Origin of the sequence: Stutzerimonas chloritidismutans, assembly GCF_038562055.1 — a bacterium.
Lineage (GTDB): Bacteria > Pseudomonadota > Gammaproteobacteria > Pseudomonadales > Pseudomonadaceae > Stutzerimonas > Stutzerimonas chloritidismutans_A.
In genome coordinates this window covers 66,420-92,781 of the sequence record NZ_JBCFXD010000010.1, presented here as the reverse complement: position 1 = coordinate 92,781, position 26,362 = coordinate 66,420, and the positions used below count along the sequence as shown (strand labels likewise).

Below are 26,362 nucleotides of genomic sequence, written 5' to 3'. Positions count from 1 at the left end.
ATAAGCCGCCAAGCCACAGGCTCTATACCGAGCTTTTACACCAGTACGGAAGTCCGTATACGTCGAGCAGCTGGGCTGTTTCACACAACGGCAGCCCGACCACGGCCGAATAGCTGCCCTCCAGCGCGCTGACGAAGACCGCGCCCCAGCCCTGAATCGCGTAACTGCCGGCCTTGTCCTGAGGTTCGCCACTGGCCCAGTACGCCTCAGCCTCGTCGACATTGATCGGGCGGAAGCGCACCCGGCTGGTAACCAGACGCACCTCGCAACCCGAGCTGTTAGCTATCGCAACGGCCGTCATCACCTGGTGCTCACGTCCGGACAAGGCCCGCAACGTTGCCAGCGCATCCGCCTTATCGACAGGTTTACCCAGGATTCGCTGATCCAGTACGACCGTGGTGTCTGCGCCCAGCACACAGGCCGAGCCGTCGCTGACGATTGACAGGCCGGCCAAGGCCTTCTCCCGCGCCAAGCGCTGAACATAGTCCTCAGGCGTTTCCGCCGCGCTGGGCGTTTCGTCGATGGAAACAGAAAGAAGGGAGAACGGAACGCCGATCTGGGTCAGCAATTCACGGCGTCGTGGCGACGCGGAGGCGAGAAACAAAGTGGACATGCCGGCTCCTTGGTGGGTGAGAGCGCAGCAGATTCACACATCCGGACAACGACCGAAAGCCGTCCAGCGTGGCAGGAAGATCAGTACACGTTGAAGCGCCGCCGCGCCCATTCCAACCCGACGAAAACCCAAGGCCAGAAGAGTGCACTCACGGGCACGGGGACGAGGAACAACAGTGTCGGTGGACGATTTCCGGTCAGGGTATTGAGCCACAACTGCACCAATTGCCCGATGCCGAGAATCACCAGGAGCACCAAACTTTGCTGCAGCAATGGGAACATGCGTAGGCGCTGCTGCAGGCTCAGTACCAGAAAGATAATCAGCAGCAGCGGCAAGCCGTTTTGCCCAAGCAGGGTCCCGGACAGCACGTCCAGCATCAGCCCGAAGAAAAAAGCCGCCGCCATGCCGCCGCGATGAGGCAGGGCGATTGCCCAGTAGGCGATGAACACCCCAAGCCAAAGCGGACGCGCCAGACCGAAACTCTGGGGCATGGGGGCTACGCTGAGCAGCAGCGCCAACAACAGTGACAGCCAAATAACCCAACCATTGTTGGAACGACCGTGGATCATGGTCGCTCCTCCGATTCCGGCGCTGGAGCTGGCGCATCGGTCGATGTTGGCGCAGCGGGCTCTACGGAAGCCGGCCGTTCCGATGCGGGACTTCCGGCCGCTGCTCCCGCTTCTGCCTGGCGGTCGGCGGACTCCTGGGCCTGGGCAGCAGCAGTGGCCCGCTCTTCAGGTGTTCTCGAGTCACTGAACACCAGCAGCAGGTAGCGGCTGCGGTTGAGCATCGCGGTGGGAATGGCACGAACGATCAGGAAGGGTTGACCGGAGCCGCGAACCACCTCAGTGACCTGGGCTACCGGATAACCGCTGGGAAAGCGCTGCCCCAAACCGGAGCTGACTAACAGGTCGCCTTCCTTGATGTCTGCCGTTTCGGCGACGTGGCGCAGCTCCAGATAGTCGGGGCTACCCGTCCCGACCGCGATGGCGCGCAATCCGTTTCGATTGACCTGCACGGGAATGCTATGGGTCACGTCCGTCAACAGCAGCACACGTGCGGCATAGGGCATGACCTCGACAACCTGCCCCATCAGCCCGCTGGCATCGAGCACAGGCTGGCCGAGAAAAACACCGTCGCGCTCGCCCTTGTCGATCAGAATGCGGTGGGTGAAGGGATTCGGATCTAGCCCGATCAGCTCACTGACAATCACTTTGTCATCAACCAGCGCGGCAGAATTGAGCAGCTCGCGCAGGCGCACGTTCTGCTCCGTCAGCATCGCGAGCTTTTGCAAACGCCGCTGCATGAGCAATGCTTCAGCCTTGAGCTTTTCGTTTTCGGCCACCAGGCTGGTGCTGCTACTAATCTGCTCGGTAGCGCGCTGCCAGGTGCGCACCGGCAGGTCGGCCAGCCAGTAGAAAGGCGTGAGAACCAACCCCATCTGGCTGCGCAGGGGCTTCAGCGTGTCGAAGCGCGCATCCACCACCATCAGCGCGACACAAAGCACAGCGAGCACTAGCAGGCGCACACCGAGCAGCGGTCCTTTTGCGAATAGTGGTTTGATGGAGGGATCCTCGCAGCTGCAGGCTTCAAACTAAACGCGACAAGCCGAGAGCAGAATCCTGCTGTCGGCTTGTCGCTTGGAGCTTAGCGCTTCTGAGTCACTCGGTGGACAGCAGGTCCATGGCGTGACGGTCCATCATTTCCAGTGCGCGGCCGCCTCCACGCGCTACGCAGGTCAGCGGCTCTTCAGCGACGATAACCGGCAAACCGGTTTCCTGCGCCAGCAGTTTGTCCAGATCACGCAGCAGCGCGCCGCCGCCAGTCAGGACCAGACCACGCTCGGCGATATCGGAAGCGAGCTCTGGTGGTGATTGCTCCAGCGCACTCTTGACTGCCTGGACGATGGTGGCCAGGGACTCCTGCAGCGCTTCGAGGACCTCATTGGAATTGAGGGTGAAGCTACGCGGCACGCCTTCGGCCAAGTTGCGGCCACGGACGTCGACTTCACGGATGTCGCTGCTGGGGAAAGCGGTACCGATTTCCTGCTTGATGCGCTCGGCGGTGGACTCGCCGATCAGGCTGCCGTAGTTACGGCGCACGTAGGTCACGATGGATTCGTCGAAACGGTCACCACCGACGCGAACGGATTCGGCGTAGACCACGCCATTCAGCGAAATCAGGGCAATTTCAGTAGTACCCCCACCGATATCCACAACCATGGAGCCACGTGCTTCGTCTACTGGCAGACCGGCACCGATGGCGGCGGCCATGGGCTCTTCAATCAGGAACACCTCACGCGCGCCCGCGCCCAAAGCGGATTCGCGAATCGCACGACGCTCAACCTGAGTGGATTTGCAGGGAACGCAGATCAACACGCGGGGACTGGGCTGCAGGAAGCTGTTTTCGTGAACCTTGTTGATGAAGTACTGAAGCATCTTTTCGCAGACGCTGAAGTCGGCGATGACGCCATCTTTCATCGGGCGGATGGCGTTGATGTTACCCGGGGTGCGGCCAAGCATGCGTTTGGCGTCGGTACCCACGGCGACAACACTTTTCTGGTTACCATGAGTACGGATGGCAACGACCGAAGGCTCGTTCAGGACGATGCCGCGATCGCGCACATAAATAAGGGTATTGGCAGTGCCCAGGTCGATCGACAAATCGCTGGAAAACATGCCACGCAGTTTCTTGAACATGGGAAAAGGGCCCTGGGGCAAACGCGTGGGGAAAAAAGTGCCGCAAACTCTAACAATGGTGCGAAGTTAGGGCAAGGCGAGAGTCCGCGGTTATCGGGGCATACGTGAGCCACTGCGCGAAATACAGCCATCTCTGAAAAACCCCGCAAGCCGCAGCTGCGCTACCGAGAAGCCCCTCAGGCATGTAAGATTGACGGCTTTTCCGGGCTCGAATGCCCACCGCTGCGACTCGAACCCGCCGCCACTCGCCGCGCTTTGCCGACGAAAGGCACCCGACTCGCTTCCCGCTGGAGAATTCCAATGGCGCTTGAACGCTCCGAGGTGGAAAAGATCGCTCATCTGGCCCGCCTGGGTCTGAATGAAGACGACCTGCCCCGCACCACCGAGACCTTGAACAACATCCTCGGCCTGATCGATCGCATGCAGGCCGTGGACACCACTGGCATCGAGCCTCTGGCCCACCCGCTGGAGACCAGCCAACGCCTGCGCGCCGACACGGTCACCGAAACCAACCAGCGCGATGCCTACCAGGCCATTGCCCCGGCCGTGGAAGATGGCCTGTACCTGGTTCCAAAGGTGATCGAGTAATGAAGGACGCCGACATGCATCAATTGACCCTTGCAGAGATCGCTCGCGCACTGGCTGCTAAACAGTTTTCGGCCGAAGAGCTGACCCGCTCGCTGCTGACCCGCATCCAGCAGCTCGACCCACAGCTCAACAGCTTTATCACCGTCACCGAAGAGCAGGCCATCGCCCAGGCCAAGGCCGCCGACGCACGCCGCGCCAAGGGTGAAAATGGTGCGTTGCTAGGTGCGCCTATCGGTCACAAGGACTTGTTCTGCACGCAGGGCATTCGCACCAGCTGCGGCTCGAAGATTCTCGACAATTTCCAAGCACCCTACGACGCCACCGTCGTTAAGCGGCTTTCAGCCGCAGGCGCGGTCTCGTTGGGCAAGCTGAACATGGACGAATTCGCCATGGGCTCGGCCAACGAGTCGAGCTACTACGGCGCAGTGAAGAACCCGTGGGACATGAGCCGCGTACCAGGCGGCTCATCCGGCGGTTCCGCAGCAGCCGTCGCGGCGCGCCTGTTGCCTGCCGCTACCGGCAGCGACACTGGCGGCTCGATTCGCCAGCCAGCCGCACTGACCAACCTGACTGGCCTCAAGCCTACCTACGGCCGCGTTTCGCGTTGGGGCATGATCGCCTACGCCTCCAGCCTCGACCAGGGCGGCCCGATTGCCCGCACGGCAGAGGACTGCGCCTTGATGTTGGGCGCCGTGGCCGGTTTCGACCCAAAGGATTCGACCAGCGTCGACCAGCCGCTAGACGACTATCTCGGCGCACTGACCAAGCCGTTGACCGGCCTGCGCGTCGGCCTGCCGACGGAGTATTTCGGCGAGGGTCTCGATCGCAAGATCGCCGACTCGGTAATGGCGGCGGTTGAGGAGCTGAAGAAACTCGGTGCCACGGTGAAGGAGATCAGCCTGCCGAACATGCAGCATGCGATCCCTTCTTACTACGTGATCGCACCAGCCGAGGCCAGCTCCAACCTGTCACGCTTCGACGGTGTGCGCTTCGGCTACCGCTGCGAGAACCCCGCAGACCTGACTGACCTCTACAAGCGTTCCCGTGCCGAAGGCTTCGGCGACGAAGTTCGCCGCCGGATCATGGTCGGCACTTATGCGCTGTCCGCTGGCTACTACGACGCCTATTACCTGAAAGCGCAAAAGATCCGCCGGCTGATCAAGAACGACTTCGTCACCGCCTTCGAAGACGTCGACGTGATCCTCGGCCCAACCACGCCGAACCTGGCCTGGAAACTTGGCGAGAAGAACAACGACCCGGTCTCTGCCTATCTCGAAGACATCTACACGATCACTGCCAACCTGGCCGGCATTCCAGGCCTTTCGATGCCCGCCGGCTTCATCGACGGCCTACCTGTAGGTGTGCAACTGCTGGCCCCGTACTTCCAGGAAGGTCGCCTGCTCAACGTCGCTCATCAGTACCAGCAGGTCACCGAGTGGCACAAACAAGCACCGAGCGGATTCTGAGGACGAAAAATATGCAATGGGAAACCGTCATCGGGCTGGAAATCCACGCTCAGCTCTCCACTCAGTCGAAGATTTTTTCCGGCAGCGCCACCACCTTTGGTGCTGAGCCCAACACCCAGGCCAGCCTGGTCGACCTCGGCATGCCCGGCACCCTGCCGGTGCTCAACGCCGAAGCTGTGCGCATGGCCTGCAAGTTCGGTTTGGCCATTGACGCCGAGATCGCCGAGAAGAACGTCTTCGCCCGCAAGAACTACTTCTACCCCGACCTGCCCAAGGGCTACCAGACTAGCCAGATGGATCACCCGATCGTCGGCAAGGGCCACCTGGACATCACCCTGGAAGACGGCACCACCCGTCGCATCGGCATCACCCGCGCGCATCTGGAAGAGGACGCCGGCAAAAGCCTGCACGAAGACTTCCAAGGCATGAGCGGTATCGATCTCAACCGTGCCGGCACGCCGCTGCTGGAAATCGTTTCCGAGCCGGACATCCGCTCGGCCAAGGAAGCCGTGGCCTACGTCAAGGCAATCCACGCCCTGGTGCGCTATCTCGGCATCTGCGACGGCAACATGGCCGAAGGTTCGCTGCGCTGCGACTGCAACGTGTCGGTACGCCCTAAAGGCCAGGCTGAGTTCGGCACCCGCGCCGAGATCAAGAACGTCAACTCCTTCCGTTTCATTGAGAAGGCGATCAACCATGAGGTCCAGCGCCAGATCGAGCTGATCGAGGACGGCGGCAAGGTGGTGCAGGAAACCCGCCTGTACGACCCGAACAAGGACGAGACGCGCTCCATGCGCAGCAAGGAAGAAGCCAACGACTACCGCTACTTCCCCTGCCCCGACCTGCTGCCAGTGGTAATCGAACAGAGCTTTCTCGACGAGGTGCGCGCCAGCCTGCCTGAGCTACCCGTCGAGAAGCGTGAGCGCTTCGAGCGCGAGTTCGGCCTGTCCGCCTACGACGCCGACGTACTGGCCGCCAGCCGAGAGATGGCCGATTACTTCGAAGCGGTGCAGCGTGTCTGCGGCGACGCCAAGCTGGCCGCCAACTGGGTGATGGGCGAGCTGTCCAGCCTGCTCAACAAGGACAATCTGGGCATTGAGCAGTCGCCGGTTTCAGCCGAGCAACTGGGTGGCATGATTCAACGCATCAAGGACAACACCATCAGCGGCAAGATCGCCAAGATGGTCTTCGAAGCGATGGCGGCCGGCGAAGGCTCGGCTGACGAGATCATCGAGAAGCAGGGCCTCAAGCAGGTTACCGACACTGGTGCGATCGAAAAGATGCTGGAAGAAGTCCTGGCTGCCAATGCTGAGCAGGTCGAACAGTACCGCGCCAGCGACGAAGCCAAGCGCGGCAAGATGTTCGGTTTCTTCGTCGGACAAGCCATGAAGGCCTCGAAAGGAAAGGCCAACCCCGCTCAAGTCAACCAGCTGCTCAAGAGCAAGCTGGAAGGCTGACCGATACGGGCCCGACAGGGCCCGTTCCTGTACTGAGGCCAACCTCGCCCGCCGCAACTCGATGAGCGAGTGAACGGCCGCGCCCGTTGACGATCCAACACTGACGAGATTGAACCCGTAACCGCAGCCTGATCCGTTCAGGAAGGATTGCTTATGCAAACCCGAATGCTGACCGTCCCGATCCTGCTCGCCCTCGCCGCTGGTTGCACCGAGTCGCCAGAGGCGGACGCCACCGAAAGCACCGTTGTCCAGAAAGGCAAGGCTTCGTACTACGCTCGCAGTTTTCAAGGCAAGGAAACTGCAAGCGGCGAAACGTTCAACCAGAACGAACTGGTAGCCGCGCATAAAACGCTTCCCTTCGACACACGAGTGGAAGTCACTAACCTGGAGAACGGCAAGCAAGTCACCGTACGCATCAATGATCGGGGGCCTTTCAAGCCGGGCCGGATCATAGATCTCTCACGAGTGGCGGCGAATCGAATCGATCTGCTCGAAGACGGCATTGCGCCAGTACGGATCGAAACACTGGACTGATTGCCGAACTGCTTTCTAAGGAACGCTGATGAGCTTGATGACCCTGGCCTACCTGATCGGCGGCCTGGTGCTGCTGGTTGCTGGCGCCGAAGCGCTGGTACGAGGCGCCTCCAAACTGGCTGCACGCTTCGGCATTTCGCCACTGATCATTGGCTTGACCGTCGTCGCGTTCGGTACCAGCGCACCGGAAACGGCGGTGAGCATCCAAGCCTCGCTGAACGGTAGCGGGGATATCGCCGTTGGCAATGTGATCGGCAGCAACATAGCCAACATCCTGCTTATCCTCGGTCTATCGGCGCTGGTGGCGCCATTGGTGGTCTCTCGCCAATTGGTGCGCCTCGACGTGCCCGTGATGATCGGCGCAGGCCTGCTGACCTTCGCGCTGGCGTGGAATGGCCGCATCAGCCAGCTTGACGGGTTGATCCTGCTCGCATTGCTGCTGCTCTATACGGGCTTTCTGGTGATCGCCAGCAAGCGCGAAGCACGTGTTCAGGTTGACGAATTTCGGGACGAATACGGCCCAGACCGTAACGCCGCGCCGCTCGGCTGGGTTCTTCAACTGACCCTGGTGCTGGTCGGTCTGGGTTTGCTGATTCTGGGCTCAAACCTGCTCATCGAGGGTGCGGTGGCCCTGGCTCGGACGCTGGGATTGTCGGAGCTGGTCATCGGCCTGACCGTAATCGCTGTGGGGACATCCATGCCCGAACTCGCGACCTCCCTGCTTGCGGTCTATCGCGGCGAACGCGATATCGCCGTGGGCAATATTGTAGGCAGTTGCATCTTCAACCTATTGCTGGTGCTAGGTGCCGGTGCTGCGATTTCGCCAGAAGGTCTGTCCATTTCGCCCAACGCGCTGGCGTTCGATCTGCCCGTGATGCTTGCCGTGTTCGCCGCCTGCCTGCCGATCTTTTTCTCCGGTTACCGGATCAACCGCTGGGAAGGCACGATGTTCTTTGGCTACTACGTCGCCTATACGCTCTACCTGATCATGTTTTCCACTGGCCTACCGGCAATCAACCTGCTGCGCCATGCAATGACTTGGTACGTATTGCCATTGACCGCCATCACGCTTTTGGTGATCTTTCTGCGCGCTTGGAAACACCAGCGCTAAGCCCCTTCGTTTCCTGTCCCATTTGGAGTTACCCATCGTGTCTGCGATGACGTTTGTTTACTTGATAGCCGGTCTCGTACTGCTCGTGGCTGGAGCTGAGGTACTGGTCCGTGGCGCCGCAAAACTGGCCGCTCAGTTCGGTATCCCGCCGCTGATCATCGGCCTCACCGTGGTGGCTTTCGGCACCAGCGCACCGGAAACCGCGGTCAGCGTGCAGGCCGCCCTTAACGGCAGCGGTGACATCGCCATCGGTAACGTACTCGGCAGCAACATCGCCAACGTTCTGTTGATTCTCGGCGTGACGTCGCTGGTCGCACCACTGATCGTCTCCCGCCAGCTGATTCGACTCGATGTGCCGATCATGATCGGGGCCAGTCTGGTCACCTATGCCTTGGCCTGGGATGGCTCGCTTAGCCGCCTTGACGGCGCACTGCTGTTTTCGGCGGTGATCGCCTACACGGCGTTTCTGATCATCAGCAGCCGCCGCGCCACTGCAGCGGCCACAGCCGACGACGAGTTCGCCAAGGAGTTCGGCCTCGACGAAACACCCAAGCCTTACGCTTCTTTGATCAACGCCGGCCTGGTCGTTGCCGGTCTGGTTCTGCTGGTAACCGGCTCGAATTTCCTGGTGGAAGGCGCCGTGTCCCTGGCTCGCGCACTGGGGCTGTCAGAACTGGTCATCGGGCTGACCGTAATCGCTATCGGCACCTCGCTGCCGGAACTGGCCACTTCAATCCTCGCAGCCATACGCGGCGAGCGTGATATCGCCGTTGGCAACATCGTCGGCAGCAATATCTTCAACCTGCTCTGCGTCCTGGGCCTGGCATCGCTGGTATCCCCCGATGCGATCGGCGTGGCCGCCAATGCACTGGCTTTCGACTTCCCGGTCATGATCGCCGTCGCCCTGGCCTGCCTGCCGATCTTCTTTACCGGTTACGCCATCAATCGCTGGGAGGGTCTGCTTTTCGTCGCGTACTACGTCGCCTACACCGTCTACTTGGTCCTGGTCAGCACCGGGCGGCCTTTGGCTGAGGTCTTCGGCGACGCGATGATCGGCTACGTAGTACCTCTGACCATGGTCACCCTGCTGGTTATCTCCGGTCGCGCCTGGAAGACCCAGCGCCCCTGACGCAGGGGGTCGGCTGGTCAGATCCAGCCGGCCCATCCCAGCAGAAACAACCCGGCATTGATAGTCAGCGCCGCGCCAAGCGTGGTGATAACGATGATGGTAGCGGCCAGCTGGTGATTGGAATTGACCGCACGCGCCATGACGAAGCTGGACGATGCCGTCGGGCAGCCGAAGTAGAGGAACAGAATGCCCAGCTCGGCGCCTCGAAAGCCATATAGCCAGGCACCCAGCGTTGCCAACGCGGGGAACCAGATCATCTTCATCAGGCTTGAGCTCATCGCAATGCTGCTACTCTCGCGCAGCACGGAAATCGACAGCGTACCGCCGATGCAAATCAGAGCCAGCGGCAGGGTCAGCTGAGCGAAATATTGCCCAGACGTCATCAGCCAGTCGGGCAATGCGATTTGAAAGTAGGCGAAAGGTATCGCCGCCGTCACGCCGATGATCAAGGGGTTACGCAAGATGCTGCGAATGATTGCCCCCGCATCGGCCTCCCCGTCAGGGCTATAGATGGCCAGCACCACGGCGGACAGGCTGTTGTACAAGAGGATCACCAGGCCAGCCAGCACACCGCCGAGCGACAGCCCATAGTCGCCGTAGAGGCTGGTCGCCAAGGCCAGCCCCACTACACCGTTATTGCCGCGAAACGCGCCCTGAACGTAGACGCCGCGATCGGCAACCGGACAGCGCCAGATCGCCCAGACCCACGCCAGTAGAAACCCACCCACAGTGGCGGCTACGTAGTAAATGAGCAGCGTCGGCTGCAGCGCAGCGTTCAAGTCCGCTTTGATGACCGACAGGAACAGCAGGGTCGGCATCGTGGCCTTGAACACCAGCGTCGATGCGGTATGGATGAACGTGGCGTCGATCAAGCGCAGACGCATCAAGGCGACACCGATAAACAGCATCACGAATACCGGAGCGGTAACGCTCAGGGTCTGCAGAACCACGGGCAACATGGCGAGGCTCGAAAAGAAGAGTCAGAGGACGATACGGTAACGAAGATGCCGGATCGAGCCTTGGCAGGCTATCGATCCGGCATTGAAAGAACACTGCGCCAACAGCCGGAGCCATTGGCGCTGGGTGCGGTCAGCGCCGCACGGGGCGCTTCTGCAGTTTGCGCTGCAGCGTCCGCCGGTGCATGCCCAACGCACGTGCGGTCGCGGATATGTTGCCGTCATGCTCAGCAAGCACACGCTGAATGTGTTCCCACTGCAATCGGTCAACCGACATCGGGTTTTCCGGCACTAGCGTATCCAGATCGGCATGTTTGGACAGCAACGCAGCGAGCACATCGTCAGCGTCGGCGGGCTTGCACAGATAGTTGCAGGCCCCACGCTTGATCGCCTCCACAGCCGTGGCGATGCTCGAATACCCGGTCAGGATCAGAACCTTCATCTCCGGGTCCAGCTCGAGCAGCTTGGGCAGCAGCACCAACCCAGAGTCGCCTTCCATCTTAAGATCCAGCACGGCGTAGTCAGGCAGGTCCTGCTTGGCCATTTCCAGGCCCTCTTCTGCCGACCCGGCGATACTGACGTGCAGACCGCGGCGACTCATGGCGCGTGCCATGACGCGAGTAAAGGTCGGATCGTCGTCTACCAGCAGCAGATGAGGCTGTTCTTCGCCTTCGTGCTGCAACTCTTCGGTCATGTTTGCATTCCTCGCGTAATGATCGCGTCTGGTCAGGCCCTTACCGAGCCGTGCGGCAGACGCAGCTCGGTAAGGGTGCCACCCTCTTCGTGATTGTAAAGCTTCACGGTGCCACCCGCGCGCGTAACGCTTGCCTGACTCAGGAACAGGCCAAGACCAAACCCCTTGCCCTTGGTGGTGATAAACGGTCTGCCGATCTGCTCGGCAATGGCGAGCGGTACGCCAGCGCCGTGGTCGCGGATGGTCAATTTGATCCACTGTGCGTCCCAGTCCAGCCGAATGTCCAGATTGTCCGGGCTGGCATCGGTGGCGTTGTTCAACAGATTGAGCAGCGACTGCCCCAGATCCGCCGGCGGCATCAGCCGCGGCGGGGTGCCCTTACCCAGACACTGGAAACGATAGGTGGCTTCAGGGTGCATCAGGTGCCAGCGCTGCAACACCGACTCGACCCATTCACGTACGGTCTGCTCGACGATGGCTTGACGACGATCAGCTTCGGCCGCCCGTACCAACTGGCGCAGACTGTCCTTGCACAACTGAACCTGCGATTGCAGCAACGCGAGGTCCTCGCTGAGCTGCGCAGGCTCCTTGTAATCCTGACGCAACTCTTTGAGCAGCACACTCATGGTCGCCAGTGGCGTGCCCAGTTCATGAGCGGCACCGGCAGCTTGGGTCGCCACGGCCAACAGCTGCTGGTCGCGCATGCTTTCCTCTCGACGCTGAGCCTGGAGCTGCTCCTGACGCCGCAGTTGTTCGGCCATGCGCGCGACGAAAAAAGTGATCAACGCCGCCGCCAGCGCAAAACTCAACCACATGCCATAGACCAGCAGCGTGGTGCGATCGACCGGCGGCACAATGACAGGGTCGTACCACACCAGCATCAAGGTGTATCCAGCTAGCGCGAGTCCGGACAATGCCACCGAATACAGCCACGGAAGCGTTGCCGCCGCAATGGTAAGCGGCACCAGATAGTAGGAAACGAATGGATTGGTCGAGCCGCCCGAGTAATACAACAGGGCGCTGTGGATCAACAGATCGGTCGCCAGATGCCCGGCATATTCAAGCTCTGTGACCGGCCAAGGCCCGCGAAGTCGCAACGCCGTACCCAGACAGATCAGCGCCGATACACCAAGCGTGACGCCCAGATGAAACCACGGCAGACCGAACAGCTGGGTGGCGTAGGCAAGCCCTACCGCGCCTGCCTGGGCAGCCAGCACGAGGACGCGGATCAGGGTGAGCAGACGGAGGTTCTGGCGGCTGGCAGACAGCAGGTGAACGGATGCGTGCATGGGGTCTCCAAAGAAGCGCCGAGTATAACCAAACGGCCCGAAACTCAGCCTGTCTGTGGCAACACGCCGCACGGAAAAACTGCGCACTCGCGAGCAAAGGGCTAAAGTCTTTGCGTCGCACCGCTGGTGCCTCGAATTCAGGAGCTTCCATGTTCGTTTCCATTCCGCGCAGTATTGCGCTGCTGGCCTGCATTGCCTGCCTTCCCGCTGTAGCCGATGAGCAACACTACAATCAGATCTCGCTGCGCGCCGAGGCCAGCAGCGAGGTCGCCCAGGACCGCATGCATGTAACGCTGTTCACCGCGTCGCAGCACGAAGACCCAGCTCAGCTGGCAGCGCAGACCACTGGTGCATTGAACAAGGCGCTGCAGCGCGCCCGACAGGTAAAAAACGTCGAGGTCAGCCTGGGTAGCCGCAGCAGTAACCCGGTCTACGAAGAAAAAGGCCAGCAGATCACCGCCTGGCGTGAGCGCGCCGAATTGCGCCTGGAAAGCGGAGACTTTGCCGCGCTCTCGAAGCTCACCGGAGAGCTGATGAAAGACCTGCAGATGGGGAGCATGTCTTTCAGCGTGTCCGACTCGATCCGCCAACAGAACGAAGACGCCCTGCTCAAGGACGCTGTAACCGCCTTCCGCGCCCGCGCACAGCTGGCCACCGAAGCGCTGGGCGGGACCGACTACAAGATCGTCAGCCTCAACCTGAACAGCGGCGGCAATTACCGCCCCGAAATTATGCGCAGCATGTCAATGAAAAGCATGGACGCCATGCCCACGCCGGATGTCGAGGCTGGCACTCGGCAAATCACCATGACCGCCGATGGTGTGATCGAAGTTCAGATGCCCTGAAGCCTTGCCACGCGGCCCGTGGCGGGCCGCGTCTCTAGCGCACAAGCACGCTCCACTGTAAGCATCGATCAGCCGATGCTGACAGAACGCTAGCGCTGCAGAATGGCGGAAACAAAAACGCCGCGAACATCGCGGCGTCTTGCAGGGTGAAGGCGCTTAGATGTAATACGCCTTCAGCGGCGGGAAGCCGTTGAATTCCACCGCGCTGTAGCTGGTGGTGTAGGCACCGGTGGAGATCCAGTACATGCGATCACCGATGGCCAGGTTCAATGGCAAACCATATTTGTAGTTCTCATACATGATGTCGGCGCTGTCGCAGGTCGGACCGGCGATCACAACCTCCTCCATCTCGCCTTTCTTCTCGGTCCAGATCGGAAACTTGATGGCTTCGCCCATTGTTTCGATCAGGCCGGAGAACATGCCGACGTCGGTGTAGACCCAACGCTCCACTGCAGTACGCGACTTGCGCGCCACCAGGACCACTTCGCTGACCAGGATGCCGGCATTGGCGATCAACGAGCGGCCCGGTTCGAGGATGATCTCCGGCAGTTCGTCGCCGAAATCTTCCTTGAGGAAGCGGATGATTTCCTCGGCGTAAGTTTCCAGGCTGTTGGTACGGGTGATGTAGTTGGCCGGGAAGCCGCCACCCATGTTGATCATCTTCAGCTCGATGCCGTCTTCTTCCTTCAGGCGCTCGAAGATCACCTTGACCTTGGCAATCGCGGCATCCCATACGGAAATGTCGCGCTGCTGCGAACCGACGTGGAAGGAAATGCCGTAGGGTTCCAGCTTCAGCTGACGCGCGAGGATCAACAGATCCATCGCCATGTCGGTCTGGCAGCCGAACTTGCGCGACAAGGGCCAATCGGCCGTGGTCGAGCCCTCGGTGAGGATGCGGACGTATACTTTCGAACCCGGTGCGGCCTTGGCGATGTTGCGCAGATCGGCTTCCGAGTCGGTGGCGAACATGCGCACGCCCCTGTCGTAGAAGTAGCGGATGTCCTTGGCTTTCTTGATGGTGTTGCCGTAGCTGATGCGCTCCGGCCCGACACCGCGGGACATGACCTTGTCCAGCTCGTAGATCGAGGCGATATCGAAGCTCGAGCCCTTGTCACGCAACAAGTCGATGATTTCGACTGCTGGGTTGGCCTTCACCGCGTAGTAGACCTTGGCGAACTCGAAACCGGCGCGTAGATCGTCGTACGCCTTGTCGATGGTTTCGGTATCAATGACCACGAACGGCGTCTCGTGCTGGTCAGCGAAGGACTTCATCTTCTGGAAGGTGGATCGGGAATAGTAGTCTTCGATCTTGATCGACATGCAAGGCTCCAAATCGGGAAACGTAAAGTCGGATTAGGGGTGAGCAAGAACGCCTGATCAGTTTCCCCACTTTGGTTCGCCTACTTCCCAAGGCATGTCGCCGAGTATCATGGCCAAATCGTCGCAACAGGGCGGCGACCTGGTAAATCCTGATCTCTCGTCGTCAGTACTTGAGCCGGATGGATCGTTGCCAGCATGGACGTTCGGGCGCGAACTTTAGAACCACAGCTGTTTCAGATCAATGAAAAATCCGCACTCACTCCCTTTTTTATCGCTCCAGGCGAACCTACCGTATTCAAACCGACAGATACGCTGCGGGGATGTTCCATCCGTCTCGCCCCGCTGCGGCTGAGCGGGCTTCAGCTACGGCAATCCTCCGGCGCCCTTTGCGCTATAATCGCCGGCTTTTTCCGACACGCTTTCTATACCGGGACCGCCATGACCTCTCAGGCCGCCGAAGTCGCGAAGCGCCGCACCTTCGCCATCATTTCCCACCCCGACGCGGGCAAGACCACCATCACCGAAAAACTGCTGCTGATGGGCAAGGCGATTGCCGTGGCCGGTACTGTGAAGTCGCGTAAATCCGACCGTCACGCGACTTCCGACTGGATGGAAATGGAAAAGCAGCGCGGCATTTCCATTACCACCTCGGTGATGCAGTTCCCCTACCGCGAGCACATGATCAACCTGCTCGACACCCCCGGCCACGAAGACTTCTCGGAAGACACCTACCGCACCCTGACCGCGGTGGACTCAGCGCTGATGGTGCTCGACGGCGGCAAGGGCGTCGAGCCACGCACCATCGCCCTGATGGACGTCTGCCGCCTGCGCGACACGCCCATCGTCAGCTTTATTAACAAGCTCGACCGCGACATCCGCGACCCCATCGAGCTGCTCGACGAAATCGAAGCGGTCCTCAAGATCAAGGCCGCGCCAATCACCTGGCCCATCGGCTGCTACCGCGACTTCAAAGGGGTGTACCACCTCAAGGACGACTACATCATCGTCTACACGCCGGGGCACGGACACGAGCGCACCGACGTCAAGATCATCCAGAACCTGGATTCAGACGAAGCGCGCCAGCACATCGGCGACGAGTACGACCGGTTCGTCGAACAGCTGGAGCTGGTCCAGGGTGCCTGCCATGAGTTCGATCAGGACGAGTTCATCAAGGGTCAACTGACTCCAGTGTTCTTCGGCACGGCGCTGGGCAATTTCGGTGTCGACCATGTGCTCGACGCCGTGGTCGACTGGGCGCCGCGCCCGCTGCCGCGTGAAGCCAACGAGCGCCTCGTCGAGCCGGTCGAGGAGAAGTTCACCGGCTTCGTCTTCAAGATTCAGGCGAACATGGACCCCAAGCACCGCGACCGCATCGCCTTCATGCGCATCTGCTCGGGCAAGTACGAAAAGGGCATGAAGCTGCGCCACGCGCGCATCGGCAAGGACATCCGCATCGCCGACGCCCTGACCTTCTTCTCCAGCGAGCGTGAGCAGCTGGAAGAAGCCTGGGCGGGCGACATCATCGGCCTGCACAACCACGGCACCATCCAGATCGGCGACACGTTCACCGAAGGCGAAAACCTGGGCTTTACCGGCATTCCGCACTTCGCCCCGGAACTGTTTCGCCGCGTACGCCTGAAGGACCCGCTGAAATCCAAGCAACTGCGCCAGGGGCTGCAGGAGCTGGCCGAGGAAGGCGCTACCCAGGTCTTCTTCCCCGAGCGCAACAACGACATCATTCTCGGCGCGGTCGGCGTGCTGCAGTTCGATGTCGTCGCCAGCCGCCTGAAAGAGGAATACAAAGTCGAGTGCGCTTACGAGGCGATCAACGTCTGGTCCGCACGCTGGATTGATTGCGACAACGAAAAAAAACTCAAGGAATTCAGCGACAAGGCCTACGAAAACCTGGCGGTCGATGGTGGCGGACACCTGACGTACCTGGCACCGACGCGGGTTAACCTGAGCCTGATGGAAGAGCGCTGGCCGGATGTAAAATTCAGAGCGACGCGCGAGCATCACTAAGCGAGAGATGCTCCGCAGCCAGCACTGGGTCGATAGGCTATGTTCTGCTATCGACCCAGGAGACACGACATGCGCCACGTTCTATTTCTTTCAGCGTTGCTGGCCTCTGCCGCTCAGGCAGGCGTACTGATCAACAGCCCCTATTACGTCGTTGCATTGACCTGCTCGAACAATCAGGCGTGCTACGCCGCAAGCAACGGCAGCTACACCGGTTCATTGAACGGCGCACGCCGTTTCGATGATCAAACCCAAGCGACGAGGTTTCTGGATAGCCTAACGTCCAGTCTTCGAGGGAAATCTCCCCGCCTGGAGGAACACTCGGAGCCGCAATGCGTAGAGCCCAGCGGCAGCCGCTCCTATCAGGGCCGCCCCTGCTGAACTGTGTGGCCTGAGCCAGCACGTTATTTCACGCGGATGGTGAAATGCAGAACGGCGAACTCCACCCGAGAAATCCGTGTTCGCCAGGCAGGCTCGCGCAGCTCTCCGGCTGCGGGCGCCTGCCTGGCGACAAGTCGCACCAGAAGCGACAGGGGGCGTGCTAGTCATCCTCCAATGTAAACGCCACCACCGAATCGCCGATCTTCGTGCCGAACGAACCATGCCCGCCGGCCACTTGCACCACGTACTGCTTACCGGTCTGCTCGGACACATAGGTCATCGGCGTGGCCTGGCCGCCGGCTGGCAGGCGCGCTTTCCAGAGCTCTCTGCCGTTCTGCAGGTCATAGGCGCGAAGGTAGTAGTCCAGCGTACCGCTCATAAAAGCCACGCCACCTGCCGTCACGATGGGCCCTCCGAGCGCGGGCGTGCCCACAGGAAACGGAAGGCCAAGCGGCGCGCTATCGCGGCTGGTGCCGTTCTTGTGCATCCATACCTTTTTCATGGTGCGCAGATCCACAGCCGTCACATAGCCCCACGGTGGGCTCTGGCAGGGCAGCCCTAGTACGGACAGCAAAGGCTTCAGGCTGACCATATAGGGCGCGCCAAGGTTGGGTTGCAGACCGGTTTCACCGCCGCCGGTACGCGCCTGGGGATCGACCTCGCTACGCTTGTACATCTTCGAGACGAACGCCAGGTAATTGGGCGCACCGAAGAGCAATTGCCGGCTTGGATCGACCGCTACAGATGGCCAGTTGAAGGTTCCGACGTTGCCTGGATAGATCAGCGAGCCCTTCTGAGAGGGCGGCGTGAAGTCGCCCTCATAGCGCAGCTCGCGGAACTGGATGCGGCACATCATCTGATCCAGCGGCGTCCCGCCCCACATGTCCTTCTCGTACAGCGGCTCCTGCGGCGCATAGGTCAGCGCCGAGACCGGCTGAGTGGGCGCGGTGAAATCGCCATAATCGGTGCCTTGCGGTACAGGCACCTCTGTGACCGGTACGATGGGCTCACCGGTACGGCGGTCGAGCACATACAGGTCACCGCGCTTGGTCGGCTGGATGATGGCAGGCACCTTGCCGTCCGGCCGGTCGATATCGACCAGCGTCGGCTGGGAGGGCAGATCCCGGTCCCAGAGATCATGGTGAACGGTCTGAAACTCCCAGCGAACCTGACCGGTTGCCAAGTCCAGCGCGACCAAGGTGTCGGTGAAGCGCTCGGCCTGAGCGGAGCGCTCGAGTGCCCATTGGTCCGGCGTCTGGTTGCCGGTCGGGATATAGACCAGGCCAAGCGACTCGTCGGCCACGGCAGTCGTCCACCAGTTGGGCGTGCTGCGCGTATAGGTTTCACCTGGCGGCAACGGCTCGGTGGCGTCTGGATTGCCCGGATCGAAATTCCAGACCAGGCGCCCAGTCTTCACGTCGTAGGCACGAACCACGCCGCCGGGAGAATCCACAGCGCCGTTATCGGTGACGGCACCGCCAATGATGACCAGCTTTTCCGTGACCACCGGCGGCGACGTCGGTAGATAAACCCCCAGCGCCCCTTCGCCCAGCCGCAGCTTCAGGTCGACCACACCGCCATTGCCGAAATCCTCACAGGGTTTGCCATCCTCGACGTCGAGGGCGACCAGCGTGGCGTCGTTGGTGGGCAGGAACAGCCGACGCGCACAACGGGTCTCCGATTGATTTGCCGGCGCCTCAGCAGAGGCCGAAGAGCGGTAGCGGTCGCCATCGTGGTAGGCCAGACCACGACAGGTCATGTGCTGGTAGTACCCGGCATCACGGTTGATGCTGGGGTCATAGCGCCAGCGCTCCTCACCGGAATCGGCATCAATGGCGATAGCGATGCTATGCGGCGTGCAGATGAACAGGTTGTTGCCCACTTTGAGCGGTGTCACCTCATAGGTGAATTCACCCGGATCGTTCGGCCCCGGCAGGTCGCCGGTGTGGTACTCCCAGGCTTTAACCAGGTTGCCGACGTTGTCCGGCGTGATCACGCTAGCAGTGGAATAGCGGTCGCCCTGTTCCGATCCGCCGTACGAAGGCCACTCGCTCTTCGAGCGACCGGCCTGGCCTTGCGCGTCCAGCCCCTGCATCTGCGCATCGCTGAATTCGCCCGTGATCGAGTGGTAATCCTGCGTCAGCGAGTAGCCCGCCATCAGCGCACCGACCAGCAAGCCGAGCCCGAGCAACCCGCTCGCACCATCTCGCCAGACCAGCCTGTCGCTGACGTAGCGATTGACGAAGGGCAGGATCAGCCAGAGCCCGAGGATGCACCAGAGATCGATCCGGGGCGCCAGTTGCCACCAGTCGAAACGCACCTCGTAAAGCGTCCACGCCAGGGTCGCCAACAGCAGCAACGCGTACAACCAGATAGCCGCGCGGCGCCGCGCGAACAGCAGGACGGCCACCACCAGCAAACCGATGCCGGCCAGCACGTAGTACCAGGAGCCACCGAGCACGGCCAGGTAACCGCCCCCAGCTGTCATCAGCACACCCAGCACCAGAACGACGACAGCCGTCAGGGTGATCCGCAAGGGCCGCGGCCCGTAATCGTTGCTCATTCAACATGCTCCAGCGATGAAATATACAGAAAAGCGGATAGAAACCTTTTGTCACAGATTTCAACCCGCTTTCTGTGGATGCGGCACAGAGCACTTGGTTCAGCTTCTTAGTTTCGCGCATTGCTTAGCAGCACATATGCAAGCGAGGCTCAACCTTATGAGGCGATCCGCTTCAATCTGTATTCGCCCTCCTGCTCAACCAACTTGCGAAGCAAACGCCGGACTTTTACTGGCGCAACGTCGTTGCTCATCAGAACAGGGTTCAGCAAAAAGAAATCGGCCTCGCCCATCTCCGCTTGCACCGCCCGGATGATTGGACCGTCCTCGTCTTCGAAGGCTGCATGCATGCCCTGGATCTTGAGCCGGTTATATTCGCCGTCTTCTTCGTTGTGATTACGCCGGGTAGCAAAGAAGTAGTGGGTGCTGAATTCGCTTTCCGGCGTGCAGGTGTGCAGGTCGTACTGGCTGATGGCTTCATCGAAACCTTTGTCGCCCTGCACCGCCCCTACCGAGAGCTGGATGTTGGCTGGCGGCGTCCAGGTGATGTCGAAATAGTGCCGGGCCGCCGCATCAGGATCGGGAAGGAACTGGGCGAAAATCATCATGGCCGGCGTCTGGCTCCACTCCCAGCGTGCGGAGACCGAGCGCGACGCTTCCTGGACCTTCGGCACGATGGGCGACAACTGACCGCGGGTGGTGATGATTTCACCATGCACGTGATCGATGTGGCTGAGATCCATCACGTTGTCGATGATCAGCTCGTAATTGGCCTTCATGTACATGTAGGTGAAAGCCACGCCGTTGGGGTGCCCCTCGTCCAGCGGACCGAAGTCCGGCAGCAGCGCTAGGTCCGCCTGGTCCTCACTCATCCAGATCCAGAGAAAGCCGTAGCGCTCGACCAGCGGGAACTCGCGCACTTTCGCGGCCTTGGGAATCATGCCTGTCCCGTGCGGGTTGTGAGTGCATTGGCCGCTGCAATCGAAGCGCAGCGCGTGATACGGGCAGACCACCTCGTCACCCTCGCGGCGGCCCATGCTCAACGGCGCGAAGCGGTGCGGACAACGGTCGTGCAGCGCCACAGCCGTGCCGTCCTGCTTGCGGTAAAGCAGCACCGAGGTATCGAGTATCTTGCGGTTGAACAGCGCCTCGGGGCCAACTTCCGAAGCCACCGCGGCGACGTACCAGGCGTTCATCAGGTAACGGTTGTTCGGGTTCATCGTATTCACCTCTTGTTGTTGTTTGCAGTGGCAACGGCCGCCGGCGCGGGTCGGACGTTGCTAAAAATGATCGATCACGAGCCGCCCTGCCTTGGCGCGGGAGCAGCAGGGCGTAAAACGGTCGACTCGTTCCTCGTCGCTAAGGGCCATGTCCCTGTGTTCCACCTCACCCTCCAACACGCGCATCACGCAGGTGCCGCAGATACCCTGTTCACAGGACAGCGGCACCTCGACACCTGCGGCCAGCAGCGCTTCGGCCACACTCTGGTCGGCCTTCACCAGCACGACCTGCCCGGTGCTGGCCAGCTGGACATCGAAACAGCCATCGGTCGCGCACTCGACAACCGCGCCGCTGAACGACTCGAAGTGGATGGTTCCTTCGGGCCACCCGAGCTCCGTTGCCGTTTCGATAACGTGGTCCATGAACCCACGCGGTCCGCAGACGTACAGATGCCGATCCGAGGCGGGCTCGGCCAGCACCGTATTTAGATCGACGCGCAAGGCCGCGTCGCCCTCGTCGAAATGGAAATGCACTTGGTTTGCGAAAGCGGACGCCCGCAGGCGTTCGACAAAGGCTGTGCGCGCCGGAGACCGGCTGCAGTAATGCAACTCGAACGACGCCCCTTCGGTCGACAGGTGCTCGGCCATGCACAGCAGCGGCGTAATACCGATACCGCCAGCAAGCAGGATGGAATGGCGCGCTGGCTTCAGCGCAAACAGATTGCGTGGCGGGCTGATGCGCAACACTACGCCTTCCTGCAACTGCTCGTGTACGCAGCGCGAACCGCCGCGGCTGGTCGGATCGAGCAGAACGCCGACTTCGTAGCGGTCACGTCTAGCCGGAGCGCTGCACAGCGAGTACTGGCGGACCAAGCCGTTGGGCAGCTCTAGGTCCACATGGGCACCGGCGCTGAAGGTGGGTAGCCAGTCATCATTTACCGCCACCAACTCCAGGGCGACGATGTTCTCGGCGACCGGGGTACGCCGGGCGACCCGTACTTCGATCCAGGATTGATTCATATCGCCCCCTTTGCGCTACAGCGGCACGGTCATTTTCAACCAGAAGGCTTCCCCCTCCGGGCGATTGCGTACTTGAGATTCGTGTTCCCATTTCGCAGTGACGAACCATCCGCTGTCGCTGGCATATTTGATCGACGGACCGATGGCGAACGCACGACCCTTGTTGTTTTCGACTGTGTCGCCGTTCTGACGATCATCGGTGGTCTGCAGGTAGGCATAGCCGCCTATCCCCAACACCCAACCGTTACCGAGCCCCCAGCCAATCGAATAATCGGCGTGCAGCTCCTGTCCGGAGCGGTAATCAGTGTCCGGATTCTCCAGGTTGAAGGTGTACATCGCCTTGATGTCCGCGTTCAGTCCATTGGGGTCGAGCCACGAGACCGCCAGCACCGGCAGTACCGCCCAGTGATTGCGACCGAGGTTGGCCAGATCGTCCCTGTCGTAGCGTCCGGTCGGCGCGATTACGTCCAGCGCGGCAATGCTGTGCAGCTTGTCGCTCCAGTGGTGACCGATCGCTACGCCGAAGGTGGCATCGCCCAGTCCCCGTTCACGCTGGCTCTGGCTATTGAGCTCGACCTCAAGATCTACCAGCGGAAGAATGCTGTGAAACGCCAACTGACCGCCTAGCACCTTTTGCTCAGTGACCCACACAAGCCGCGGCGCGATGACGTTGGCGGCAAGCTCGAAATCCACCGGTACCTTGTCGCCGTCGTCGTCACGCAGGCTATCGGCGCGGTAGCGGTTGACGAACACCTGCCCGTAAAAACCGGGCTGGGGTAACGCGCCGGACAGGTAGTTTTCCGCGCCCATGGCGTACGAGGAAGCGCCACCCTCAGTGGCCTGTGCAAGGCCCGTCCACATGTCCAGCGCGGCAATGCAAGCTAACGAAGTAACACGACACATAAGCTGTCCACCTGATGTTGTTTTTATCGAGTCGGTGAGCCGGCGACAGGCACCGAACGGCGCCTGTGCAGCAAGCTTTACGCCTCCAGCGCGCGCAGCCGTTCGCGACGCTGTTGGCGGGTCTCTTCCGTGGCGGGACGCAATGTGAAATCAAACTCGATTTCCGCGAATCGCCCGTCTACGCCCTGCTCGGCCGCTCTGGCCTGATCATCCACGTGCTTGATGTGCGCGATGAGTTCATCGCGAGTGGCATAGGCGAAGTCGTCGTGCAGGTACTCATCGCCATCGAGGTTGATCTGGGTCGTCAGGTGCTCGTAGCCTTCGGCCGAGATAAAGAAGTGGATATGCGCCGGGCGCTGCCCATGGCGACCCAGTTGGTCGAGCAATTGCTGTGTAGGCCCCTGCGGCGGGCAGCCATAGCCGGACGGCACGATGGAACGAAAGCGATAGCGCCCCTCGGCATCGGCGACGATGCGCCGGCGCAAGTTGTACTCCGATTGCGACGGATCGAAATAGGAGTACATGCCCTTGGTGTTGGCATGCCAGACGTCGACCAATGCATTTGCGACAGGCTTGCCGTTCACATCCAGAACCTGACCCTGCATGAACAGCGCCTCGCCCGGATCGGTGCCGTCGTCAAGGCGCGCTTCCTGCTGGCACAACGGGGCGTTCGCCACATACAGCGGGCCCTCTATGGTACGCGGCGTTCCTCCTTCGGCACCCGCCCGCGCGTCTTCAGCATCCATGCGCAGATCGAGGTAATGCTCGAGCCCCAGCCCGGCCGCGAGCAGCGCAGTTTCTTTGGCCGTGCCCAGCGCGTTGAGGTAGTTCACCGCTTTCCAGAACTCCTCCGGCCGAATATCGAGGTCATCGATGGCTCGGCATGCATCGGTCAGCAGGCGCTGCATGATCGTCTTCAAGCGCGGGTTGCCCTGCCCATTGTCCAACCCGCTGACCTGTTCGAGAAAGGCCGCGACTTCGGGTTGATTGGCCAGCTTGACCGGCTGGGCCAGTTGGTTCTGCTGTGCAAGATTGCTAGTCATACGGGTGTCCTCTTTTATTGTTGTAGTAACGGCTTATGAGCGACCCTAGCGGTCGTCCTCATGGATCGACGACGGGTGACGACAGAGCGCCGTCACCTCGATCTGCATGTAGGGAAACAACGGCAGCTGGCTGAGGATGTCATGCAGCTGGGCATTGTCTCTGACGTCGAAAATGCTGACGTTGGCGTAATGGCCAGCCATTCGCCAGAGGTGCCGCCAGATGCCTTCATGTTGCAGGCGCTGGGCCATTTCCTTCTCGGTCTGCTTCAGTTGTGTGGCTTTGGCAGGGTCCATGTCCACGGGCAGGCGGACGGTCATCTCGACTTGAAACAGCATCGTGGCGCTCCTCAGCAGAAGGTCGTACGGCGAACTCCGTCACGGCGGAAACGGGCCAGCTGTGACTCGTTCAGGCAAATGCCCAGTCCCGGCCGGTCGGGAATATGCAGTTCGAAATCGGCATAGCGCAGCGGCTCTTCAAGCAGCTCCTCAGTAAGCAGCAGCGGCCCGAACAACTCCGTGCCCCAGGTTAGGCGTGGCAGGGTGGAAAAGGCGTGAGCCGAAGCGAGGGTGGCGATGCCACCCTCCAGCATGGTGCCACCATAGAGCCCGATACCCGCAGCATCGGCAATCGCTGCCGTGCGCAGCATGGCGCTGGGACCGCCGTTCTTGGCGAGCTTCAGGGCAAAGATCTGCGCGGCACCGAGGCAGGCCAGATTGAAAGCGTCCTCAACCGACTCGATGGCTTCGTCCGCCATGATCGGAATCTGGCTGCGGGCGCTGAGCCGGGCAAGGCCGGCGAAGCTATGCCGCGCAATCGGCTGTTCGACCAGATCGACCCCGGCATCGGCCAGTGCCGCGAGGGCCCGCAGCGACGTCGCCTCGTCCCATGCCTGGTTGACGTCGACCCGAACACTGGCGCGGTCGCCCAGAGCGCGTTTGACCGCAGCCACATGGGCTACGTCTTGCGCAGGCTCGCGCGCTCCAATTTTGAGTTTGAATGCATTGTGGCGACGCTGATCGAGCATGCATTCGGCTTCCTCGATGTCCCGGCCGGTATCGCCGCTGGCCAGCGTCCAGAGCACCGGCAGCGCCTCGCGAAGCCGACCACCGAGCAGCTCACTGACCGAAAGCCCCAGGCGCTTGCCCTGCGCATCCAGCAGGGCAATCTCGATGGCAGACTTGGCGAAGGTATTACCTCGCACCTGGCTATCAATACGGCGCATGGCCGCATTGATCTTGCGCGCATCCTGGCCAACCAGCAGCGGTGCCAGATAGCTGTCGATGTTTTGCTTGATGCTTTCCGGGCTTTCCGGACCGTACGCCAGACCGCCTATAGTCGCTGCCTCGCCGAGTCCTTCGATGCCATCGGCGCAGCGCAGGCGGACGATGACCAGTGTCTGTCCCTGCATGGTGGCCATGGCCAGGCGGTGCGGCCGGATGGTGGGGAGGTCCACCAGAATCGCCTCGACTGACTCGATGAGGTGGTCGCTCATGTCATATCTACCTAGTTGTTTTCGTCATGGGCCTGAGCTTGGACGCAGATGGGGCGTGGGTCTAATATCGTTTTGGTTGCCTTTGATACCTGTGAGGTATGGAGTATGGAGCTCAGACACTTACGTTATTTTCAGGCGGTGGCGCAGACACTGAACTTCACGCGTGCCGCCGAACGCCTGCACATTGCCCAACCGCCGCTGAGTCGACAGATTCAACAGCTTGAGGAGCAGCTCGGCGTGCCGCTGATCGAACGCGGCTCGCGCCCACTGCGGCTGACCGAGGCAGGTAAGTTCTTTCATGAACACTCGGCGCAATTGCTGGCGCAGCTCGACGAGGTTTGCGAGAGCACCCGACGCATTGGCAAGAACCGCCGCCGTTGGTTTGGGATTGGCTTCGCGCCCTCGACGCTCTATGGCGCGCTGCCGGAGCTCATTCGGCAGTTGCGCGCAGAAGAAGATCTGGATGTCGGCTTGTCGGAGTTCGTGACCCTGGAGCAGGTCGCCGCGCTGAAGGCTGGACGGATCGATGTGGGCTTTGGCCGGATGTACTTCGACGATCCGGCGCTGATACAGGAGGTCTTGGCCGAAGACCCGCTGGTCGCTGTATTGCCGCTGGGCCATCGGCTGGTCGCCGACAGCCTTTCACTTCGGGAATTGGCCGGTGAGCCATTCATCCTGTATCCAGGCCGGCCTCGGCCGAGTTACGCCGACCATGTGCTCGGGCTGTTCCGTGCCCGTGGGCATAGCTTGAAGGTGGCGCAACTGGCCAACGAGCTTCAGACGGCTGTAGGCCTGGTGGCCGCGGGCATGGGCGTTACGCTGGTGCCCTCCATGGTGCAACGCATGCACCGGGAGGATGTGATCTACGTACCGGTCAGCGATCCGGGAGTCGTCTCGCCGATCCTGATGATTCGCCGCAAGGACGACCATTCGCCACTGCTTGAGCGCTTCGTTGCTCTGGTGCATGACCACTTCGACACGAGAACGAACTGACCAGGTCAGAAAAGGCTGCTCACCCCGGC

General features: G+C 61.0%; 25 protein-coding genes. 10 read left to right on the top strand and 15 right to left on the bottom strand.

Annotated elements, in window-relative coordinates; all coding sequences use genetic code 11:
- Positions 1–22: 22 nt before the first annotated feature.
- The 4 genes from AAGW23_RS15670 to mreB all read right to left on the bottom strand — a co-directional run bounded on the left by AAGW23_RS15670 (position 23) and on the right by mreB (position 3,312).
- Positions 23–613, bottom strand: a complete 591-nt coding sequence (locus tag AAGW23_RS15670; protein ID WP_342407294.1) for a Maf family protein — start codon at positions 611–613, stop codon at positions 23–25.
- 80 nt (positions 614–693) lie between these two features.
- Positions 694–1,182, bottom strand: a complete 489-nt coding sequence (mreD, locus tag AAGW23_RS15665) for a rod shape-determining protein MreD (protein ID WP_342407293.1) — start codon at positions 1,180–1,182, stop codon at positions 694–696.
- Positions 1,179–2,150, bottom strand: a complete 972-nt coding sequence (gene mreC, locus AAGW23_RS15660) for a rod shape-determining protein MreC (RefSeq protein ID WP_425540835.1) — start codon at positions 2,148–2,150, stop codon at positions 1,179–1,181. Before mreC ends, mreD begins: the two co-directional genes overlap by 4 nt.
- 124 nt (positions 2,151–2,274) lie before the next feature.
- Positions 2,275–3,312: a rod shape-determining protein MreB gene (gene mreB, locus AAGW23_RS15655; RefSeq protein WP_045424672.1), complete on the bottom strand. Its 1,038-nt coding sequence runs from the start codon at positions 3,310–3,312 to the stop codon at positions 2,275–2,277.
- A 300-nt stretch (positions 3,313–3,612) separates the two neighbouring features.
- Here mreB and gatC point away from each other — a divergent pair, with 300 nt between their 5' ends.
- The 6 genes from gatC to AAGW23_RS15625 all read left to right on the top strand — a co-directional run bounded on the left by gatC (position 3,613) and on the right by AAGW23_RS15625 (position 9,597).
- Positions 3,613–3,900, top strand: coding sequence for an Asp-tRNA(Asn)/Glu-tRNA(Gln) amidotransferase subunit GatC (gene gatC / locus AAGW23_RS15650; RefSeq protein WP_148925119.1), 288 nt, complete (start codon positions 3,613–3,615; stop codon positions 3,898–3,900).
- A gap of 14 nt (positions 3,901–3,914) precedes the next feature.
- The gene (gatA, locus tag AAGW23_RS15645) at positions 3,915–5,366 is read left to right on the top strand and encodes an Asp-tRNA(Asn)/Glu-tRNA(Gln) amidotransferase subunit GatA (protein WP_342407292.1); all 1,452 of its coding nucleotides are present in this window, start codon (positions 3,915–3,917) and stop codon (positions 5,364–5,366) included.
- Positions 5,367–5,377: 11 nt separating this feature from the next.
- Positions 5,378–6,823, top strand: a complete 1,446-nt coding sequence (gene gatB / locus AAGW23_RS15640; protein WP_342407291.1) for an Asp-tRNA(Asn)/Glu-tRNA(Gln) amidotransferase subunit GatB — start codon at positions 5,378–5,380, stop codon at positions 6,821–6,823.
- Positions 6,824–6,976: 153 nt separating this feature from the next.
- A complete protein-coding gene (locus AAGW23_RS15635) occupies positions 6,977–7,357 on the top strand; it encodes a septal ring lytic transglycosylase RlpA family protein (protein ID WP_342407290.1) in 381 nt (126 codons plus the stop codon).
- Between the two features lie 28 nt (positions 7,358–7,385).
- Complete coding sequence (locus tag AAGW23_RS15630; RefSeq protein ID WP_342407289.1) at positions 7,386–8,468, top strand: calcium/sodium antiporter; 1,083 nt, start codon at positions 7,386–7,388, stop codon at positions 8,466–8,468.
- Between the two features lie 37 nt (positions 8,469–8,505).
- Positions 8,506–9,597, top strand: a complete 1,092-nt coding sequence (locus AAGW23_RS15625) for a calcium/sodium antiporter (protein ID WP_342407288.1) — start codon at positions 8,506–8,508, stop codon at positions 9,595–9,597.
- A gap of 17 nt (positions 9,598–9,614) precedes the next feature.
- On the opposite strand, the gene AAGW23_RS15620 is transcribed toward AAGW23_RS15625, so the two are convergent.
- The 3 genes from AAGW23_RS15620 to AAGW23_RS15610 all read right to left on the bottom strand — a co-directional run bounded on the left by AAGW23_RS15620 (position 9,615) and on the right by AAGW23_RS15610 (position 12,536).
- Positions 9,615–10,556: an AEC family transporter gene (locus AAGW23_RS15620; RefSeq protein WP_342407287.1), complete on the bottom strand. Its 942-nt coding sequence runs from the start codon at positions 10,554–10,556 to the stop codon at positions 9,615–9,617.
- A gap of 130 nt (positions 10,557–10,686) precedes the next feature.
- Entirely contained in the window at positions 10,687–11,247 is a 561-nt protein-coding gene (locus tag AAGW23_RS15615) for a response regulator transcription factor (protein ID WP_102836901.1), read from the bottom strand.
- Positions 11,248–11,279: 32 nt separating this feature from the next.
- Positions 11,280–12,536 (bottom strand): ATP-binding protein, encoded by a 1,257-nt coding sequence (locus AAGW23_RS15610; RefSeq protein WP_342407286.1) that lies wholly within the window; start codon positions 12,534–12,536, stop codon positions 11,280–11,282.
- 149 nt (positions 12,537–12,685) lie between these two features.
- On the opposite strand from AAGW23_RS15610, the gene AAGW23_RS15605 reads away from it, so the two are divergent.
- Complete coding sequence (locus tag AAGW23_RS15605; RefSeq protein WP_342407285.1) at positions 12,686–13,381, top strand: SIMPL domain-containing protein; 696 nt, start codon at positions 12,686–12,688, stop codon at positions 13,379–13,381.
- A 156-nt stretch (positions 13,382–13,537) separates the two neighbouring features.
- Here AAGW23_RS15605 and AAGW23_RS15600 read toward each other — a convergent pair whose 3' ends face one another.
- Complete coding sequence (locus AAGW23_RS15600; RefSeq protein WP_342407284.1) at positions 13,538–14,701, bottom strand: type III PLP-dependent enzyme; 1,164 nt, start codon at positions 14,699–14,701, stop codon at positions 13,538–13,540.
- Between the two features lie 438 nt (positions 14,702–15,139).
- On the opposite strand from AAGW23_RS15600, the gene AAGW23_RS15595 reads away from it, so the two are divergent.
- Positions 15,140–16,723, top strand: coding sequence for a peptide chain release factor 3 (locus tag AAGW23_RS15595; protein WP_342407283.1), 1,584 nt, complete (start codon positions 15,140–15,142; stop codon positions 16,721–16,723).
- Between the two features lie 69 nt (positions 16,724–16,792).
- Positions 16,793–17,101 (top strand): hypothetical protein, encoded by a 309-nt coding sequence (locus AAGW23_RS15590; protein WP_342407282.1) that lies wholly within the window; start codon positions 16,793–16,795, stop codon positions 17,099–17,101.
- 160 nt (positions 17,102–17,261) lie between these two features.
- Here AAGW23_RS15590 and AAGW23_RS15585 read toward each other — a convergent pair whose 3' ends face one another.
- The 7 genes from AAGW23_RS15585 to AAGW23_RS15555 form a co-directional block, all read right to left on the bottom strand.
- The gene (locus tag AAGW23_RS15585) at positions 17,262–19,664 is read right to left on the bottom strand and encodes a membrane-bound PQQ-dependent dehydrogenase, glucose/quinate/shikimate family (RefSeq protein WP_342407281.1); all 2,403 of its coding nucleotides are present in this window, start codon (positions 19,662–19,664) and stop codon (positions 17,262–17,264) included.
- Between the two features lie 155 nt (positions 19,665–19,819).
- Positions 19,820–20,881, bottom strand: coding sequence for an aromatic ring-hydroxylating dioxygenase subunit alpha (locus AAGW23_RS15580; RefSeq protein WP_342407280.1), 1,062 nt, complete (start codon positions 20,879–20,881; stop codon positions 19,820–19,822).
- 60 nt (positions 20,882–20,941) lie between these two features.
- A complete protein-coding gene (locus AAGW23_RS15575; RefSeq protein ID WP_342407279.1) occupies positions 20,942–21,901 on the bottom strand; it encodes a PDR/VanB family oxidoreductase in 960 nt (319 codons plus the stop codon).
- Between the two features lie 15 nt (positions 21,902–21,916).
- Positions 21,917–22,804 carry a SphA family protein gene (locus AAGW23_RS15570; RefSeq protein WP_342407278.1) on the bottom strand — a complete coding sequence of 296 codons (888 nt, stop codon included), beginning with the start codon at positions 22,802–22,804 and terminating at the stop codon, positions 21,917–21,919.
- A 77-nt stretch (positions 22,805–22,881) separates the two neighbouring features.
- Positions 22,882–23,847 carry a catechol 1,2-dioxygenase gene (gene catA / locus AAGW23_RS15565; protein ID WP_342407277.1) on the bottom strand — a complete coding sequence of 322 codons (966 nt, stop codon included), beginning with the start codon at positions 23,845–23,847 and terminating at the stop codon, positions 22,882–22,884.
- A 45-nt stretch (positions 23,848–23,892) separates the two neighbouring features.
- The gene (catC, locus tag AAGW23_RS15560) at positions 23,893–24,183 is read right to left on the bottom strand and encodes a muconolactone Delta-isomerase (RefSeq protein WP_342407276.1); all 291 of its coding nucleotides are present in this window, start codon (positions 24,181–24,183) and stop codon (positions 23,893–23,895) included.
- Between the two features lie 11 nt (positions 24,184–24,194).
- Positions 24,195–25,340, bottom strand: coding sequence for a muconate cycloisomerase family protein (locus AAGW23_RS15555; protein ID WP_342407275.1), 1,146 nt, complete (start codon positions 25,338–25,340; stop codon positions 24,195–24,197).
- A 105-nt stretch (positions 25,341–25,445) separates the two neighbouring features.
- Here AAGW23_RS15555 and AAGW23_RS15550 point away from each other — a divergent pair, with 105 nt between their 5' ends.
- Positions 25,446–26,333 carry a LysR family transcriptional regulator gene (locus tag AAGW23_RS15550; protein WP_342407274.1) on the top strand — a complete coding sequence of 296 codons (888 nt, stop codon included), beginning with the start codon at positions 25,446–25,448 and terminating at the stop codon, positions 26,331–26,333.
- Positions 26,334–26,362 lie beyond the last annotated feature (29 nt).

Coding starts and splice junctions, on each gene's coding strand:
- AAGW23_RS15670 (WP_342407294.1), bottom strand. CDS start 613: ATGTCCACTTTGTTTCTCGCCTCCGCGTCGCCACGACGCCGTGAATTG.
- mreD (WP_342407293.1), bottom strand. CDS start 1,182: ATGATCCACGGTCGTTCCAACAATGGTTGGGTTATTTGGCTGTCACTG.
- mreB (WP_045424672.1), bottom strand. CDS start 3,312: ATGTTCAAGAAACTGCGTGGCATGTTTTCCAGCGATTTGTCGATCGAC.
- gatC (WP_148925119.1), top strand. CDS start 3,613: ATGGCGCTTGAACGCTCCGAGGTGGAAAAGATCGCTCATCTGGCCCGC.
- gatA (WP_342407292.1), top strand. CDS start 3,915: ATGCATCAATTGACCCTTGCAGAGATCGCTCGCGCACTGGCTGCTAAA.
- gatB (WP_342407291.1), top strand. CDS start 5,378: ATGCAATGGGAAACCGTCATCGGGCTGGAAATCCACGCTCAGCTCTCC.
- AAGW23_RS15635 (WP_342407290.1), top strand. CDS start 6,977: ATGCAAACCCGAATGCTGACCGTCCCGATCCTGCTCGCCCTCGCCGCT.
- AAGW23_RS15630 (WP_342407289.1), top strand. CDS start 7,386: ATGAGCTTGATGACCCTGGCCTACCTGATCGGCGGCCTGGTGCTGCTG.
- AAGW23_RS15620 (WP_342407287.1), bottom strand. CDS start 10,556: ATGTTGCCCGTGGTTCTGCAGACCCTGAGCGTTACCGCTCCGGTATTC.
- AAGW23_RS15615 (WP_102836901.1), bottom strand. CDS start 11,247: ATGACCGAAGAGTTGCAGCACGAAGGCGAAGAACAGCCTCATCTGCTG.
- AAGW23_RS15610 (WP_342407286.1), bottom strand. CDS start 12,536: ATGCACGCATCCGTTCACCTGCTGTCTGCCAGCCGCCAGAACCTCCGT.
- AAGW23_RS15605 (WP_342407285.1), top strand. CDS start 12,686: ATGTTCGTTTCCATTCCGCGCAGTATTGCGCTGCTGGCCTGCATTGCC.
- AAGW23_RS15600 (WP_342407284.1), bottom strand. CDS start 14,701: ATGTCGATCAAGATCGAAGACTACTATTCCCGATCCACCTTCCAGAAG.
- AAGW23_RS15595 (WP_342407283.1), top strand. CDS start 15,140: ATGACCTCTCAGGCCGCCGAAGTCGCGAAGCGCCGCACCTTCGCCATC.
- AAGW23_RS15590 (WP_342407282.1), top strand. CDS start 16,793: ATGCGCCACGTTCTATTTCTTTCAGCGTTGCTGGCCTCTGCCGCTCAG.
- AAGW23_RS15585 (WP_342407281.1), bottom strand. CDS start 19,664: ATGAGCAACGATTACGGGCCGCGGCCCTTGCGGATCACCCTGACGGCT.
- AAGW23_RS15580 (WP_342407280.1), bottom strand. CDS start 20,881: ATGAACCCGAACAACCGTTACCTGATGAACGCCTGGTACGTCGCCGCG.
- AAGW23_RS15575 (WP_342407279.1), bottom strand. CDS start 21,901: ATGAATCAATCCTGGATCGAAGTACGGGTCGCCCGGCGTACCCCGGTC.
- AAGW23_RS15570 (WP_342407278.1), bottom strand. CDS start 22,804: ATGTGTCGTGTTACTTCGTTAGCTTGCATTGCCGCGCTGGACATGTGG.
- catA (WP_342407277.1), bottom strand. CDS start 23,847: ATGACTAGCAATCTTGCACAGCAGAACCAACTGGCCCAGCCGGTCAAG.
- catC (WP_342407276.1), bottom strand. CDS start 24,183: ATGCTGTTTCAAGTCGAGATGACCGTCCGCCTGCCCGTGGACATGGAC.
- AAGW23_RS15555 (WP_342407275.1), bottom strand. CDS start 25,340: ATGAGCGACCACCTCATCGAGTCAGTCGAGGCGATTCTGGTGGACCTC.
- AAGW23_RS15550 (WP_342407274.1), top strand. CDS start 25,446: ATGGAGCTCAGACACTTACGTTATTTTCAGGCGGTGGCGCAGACACTG.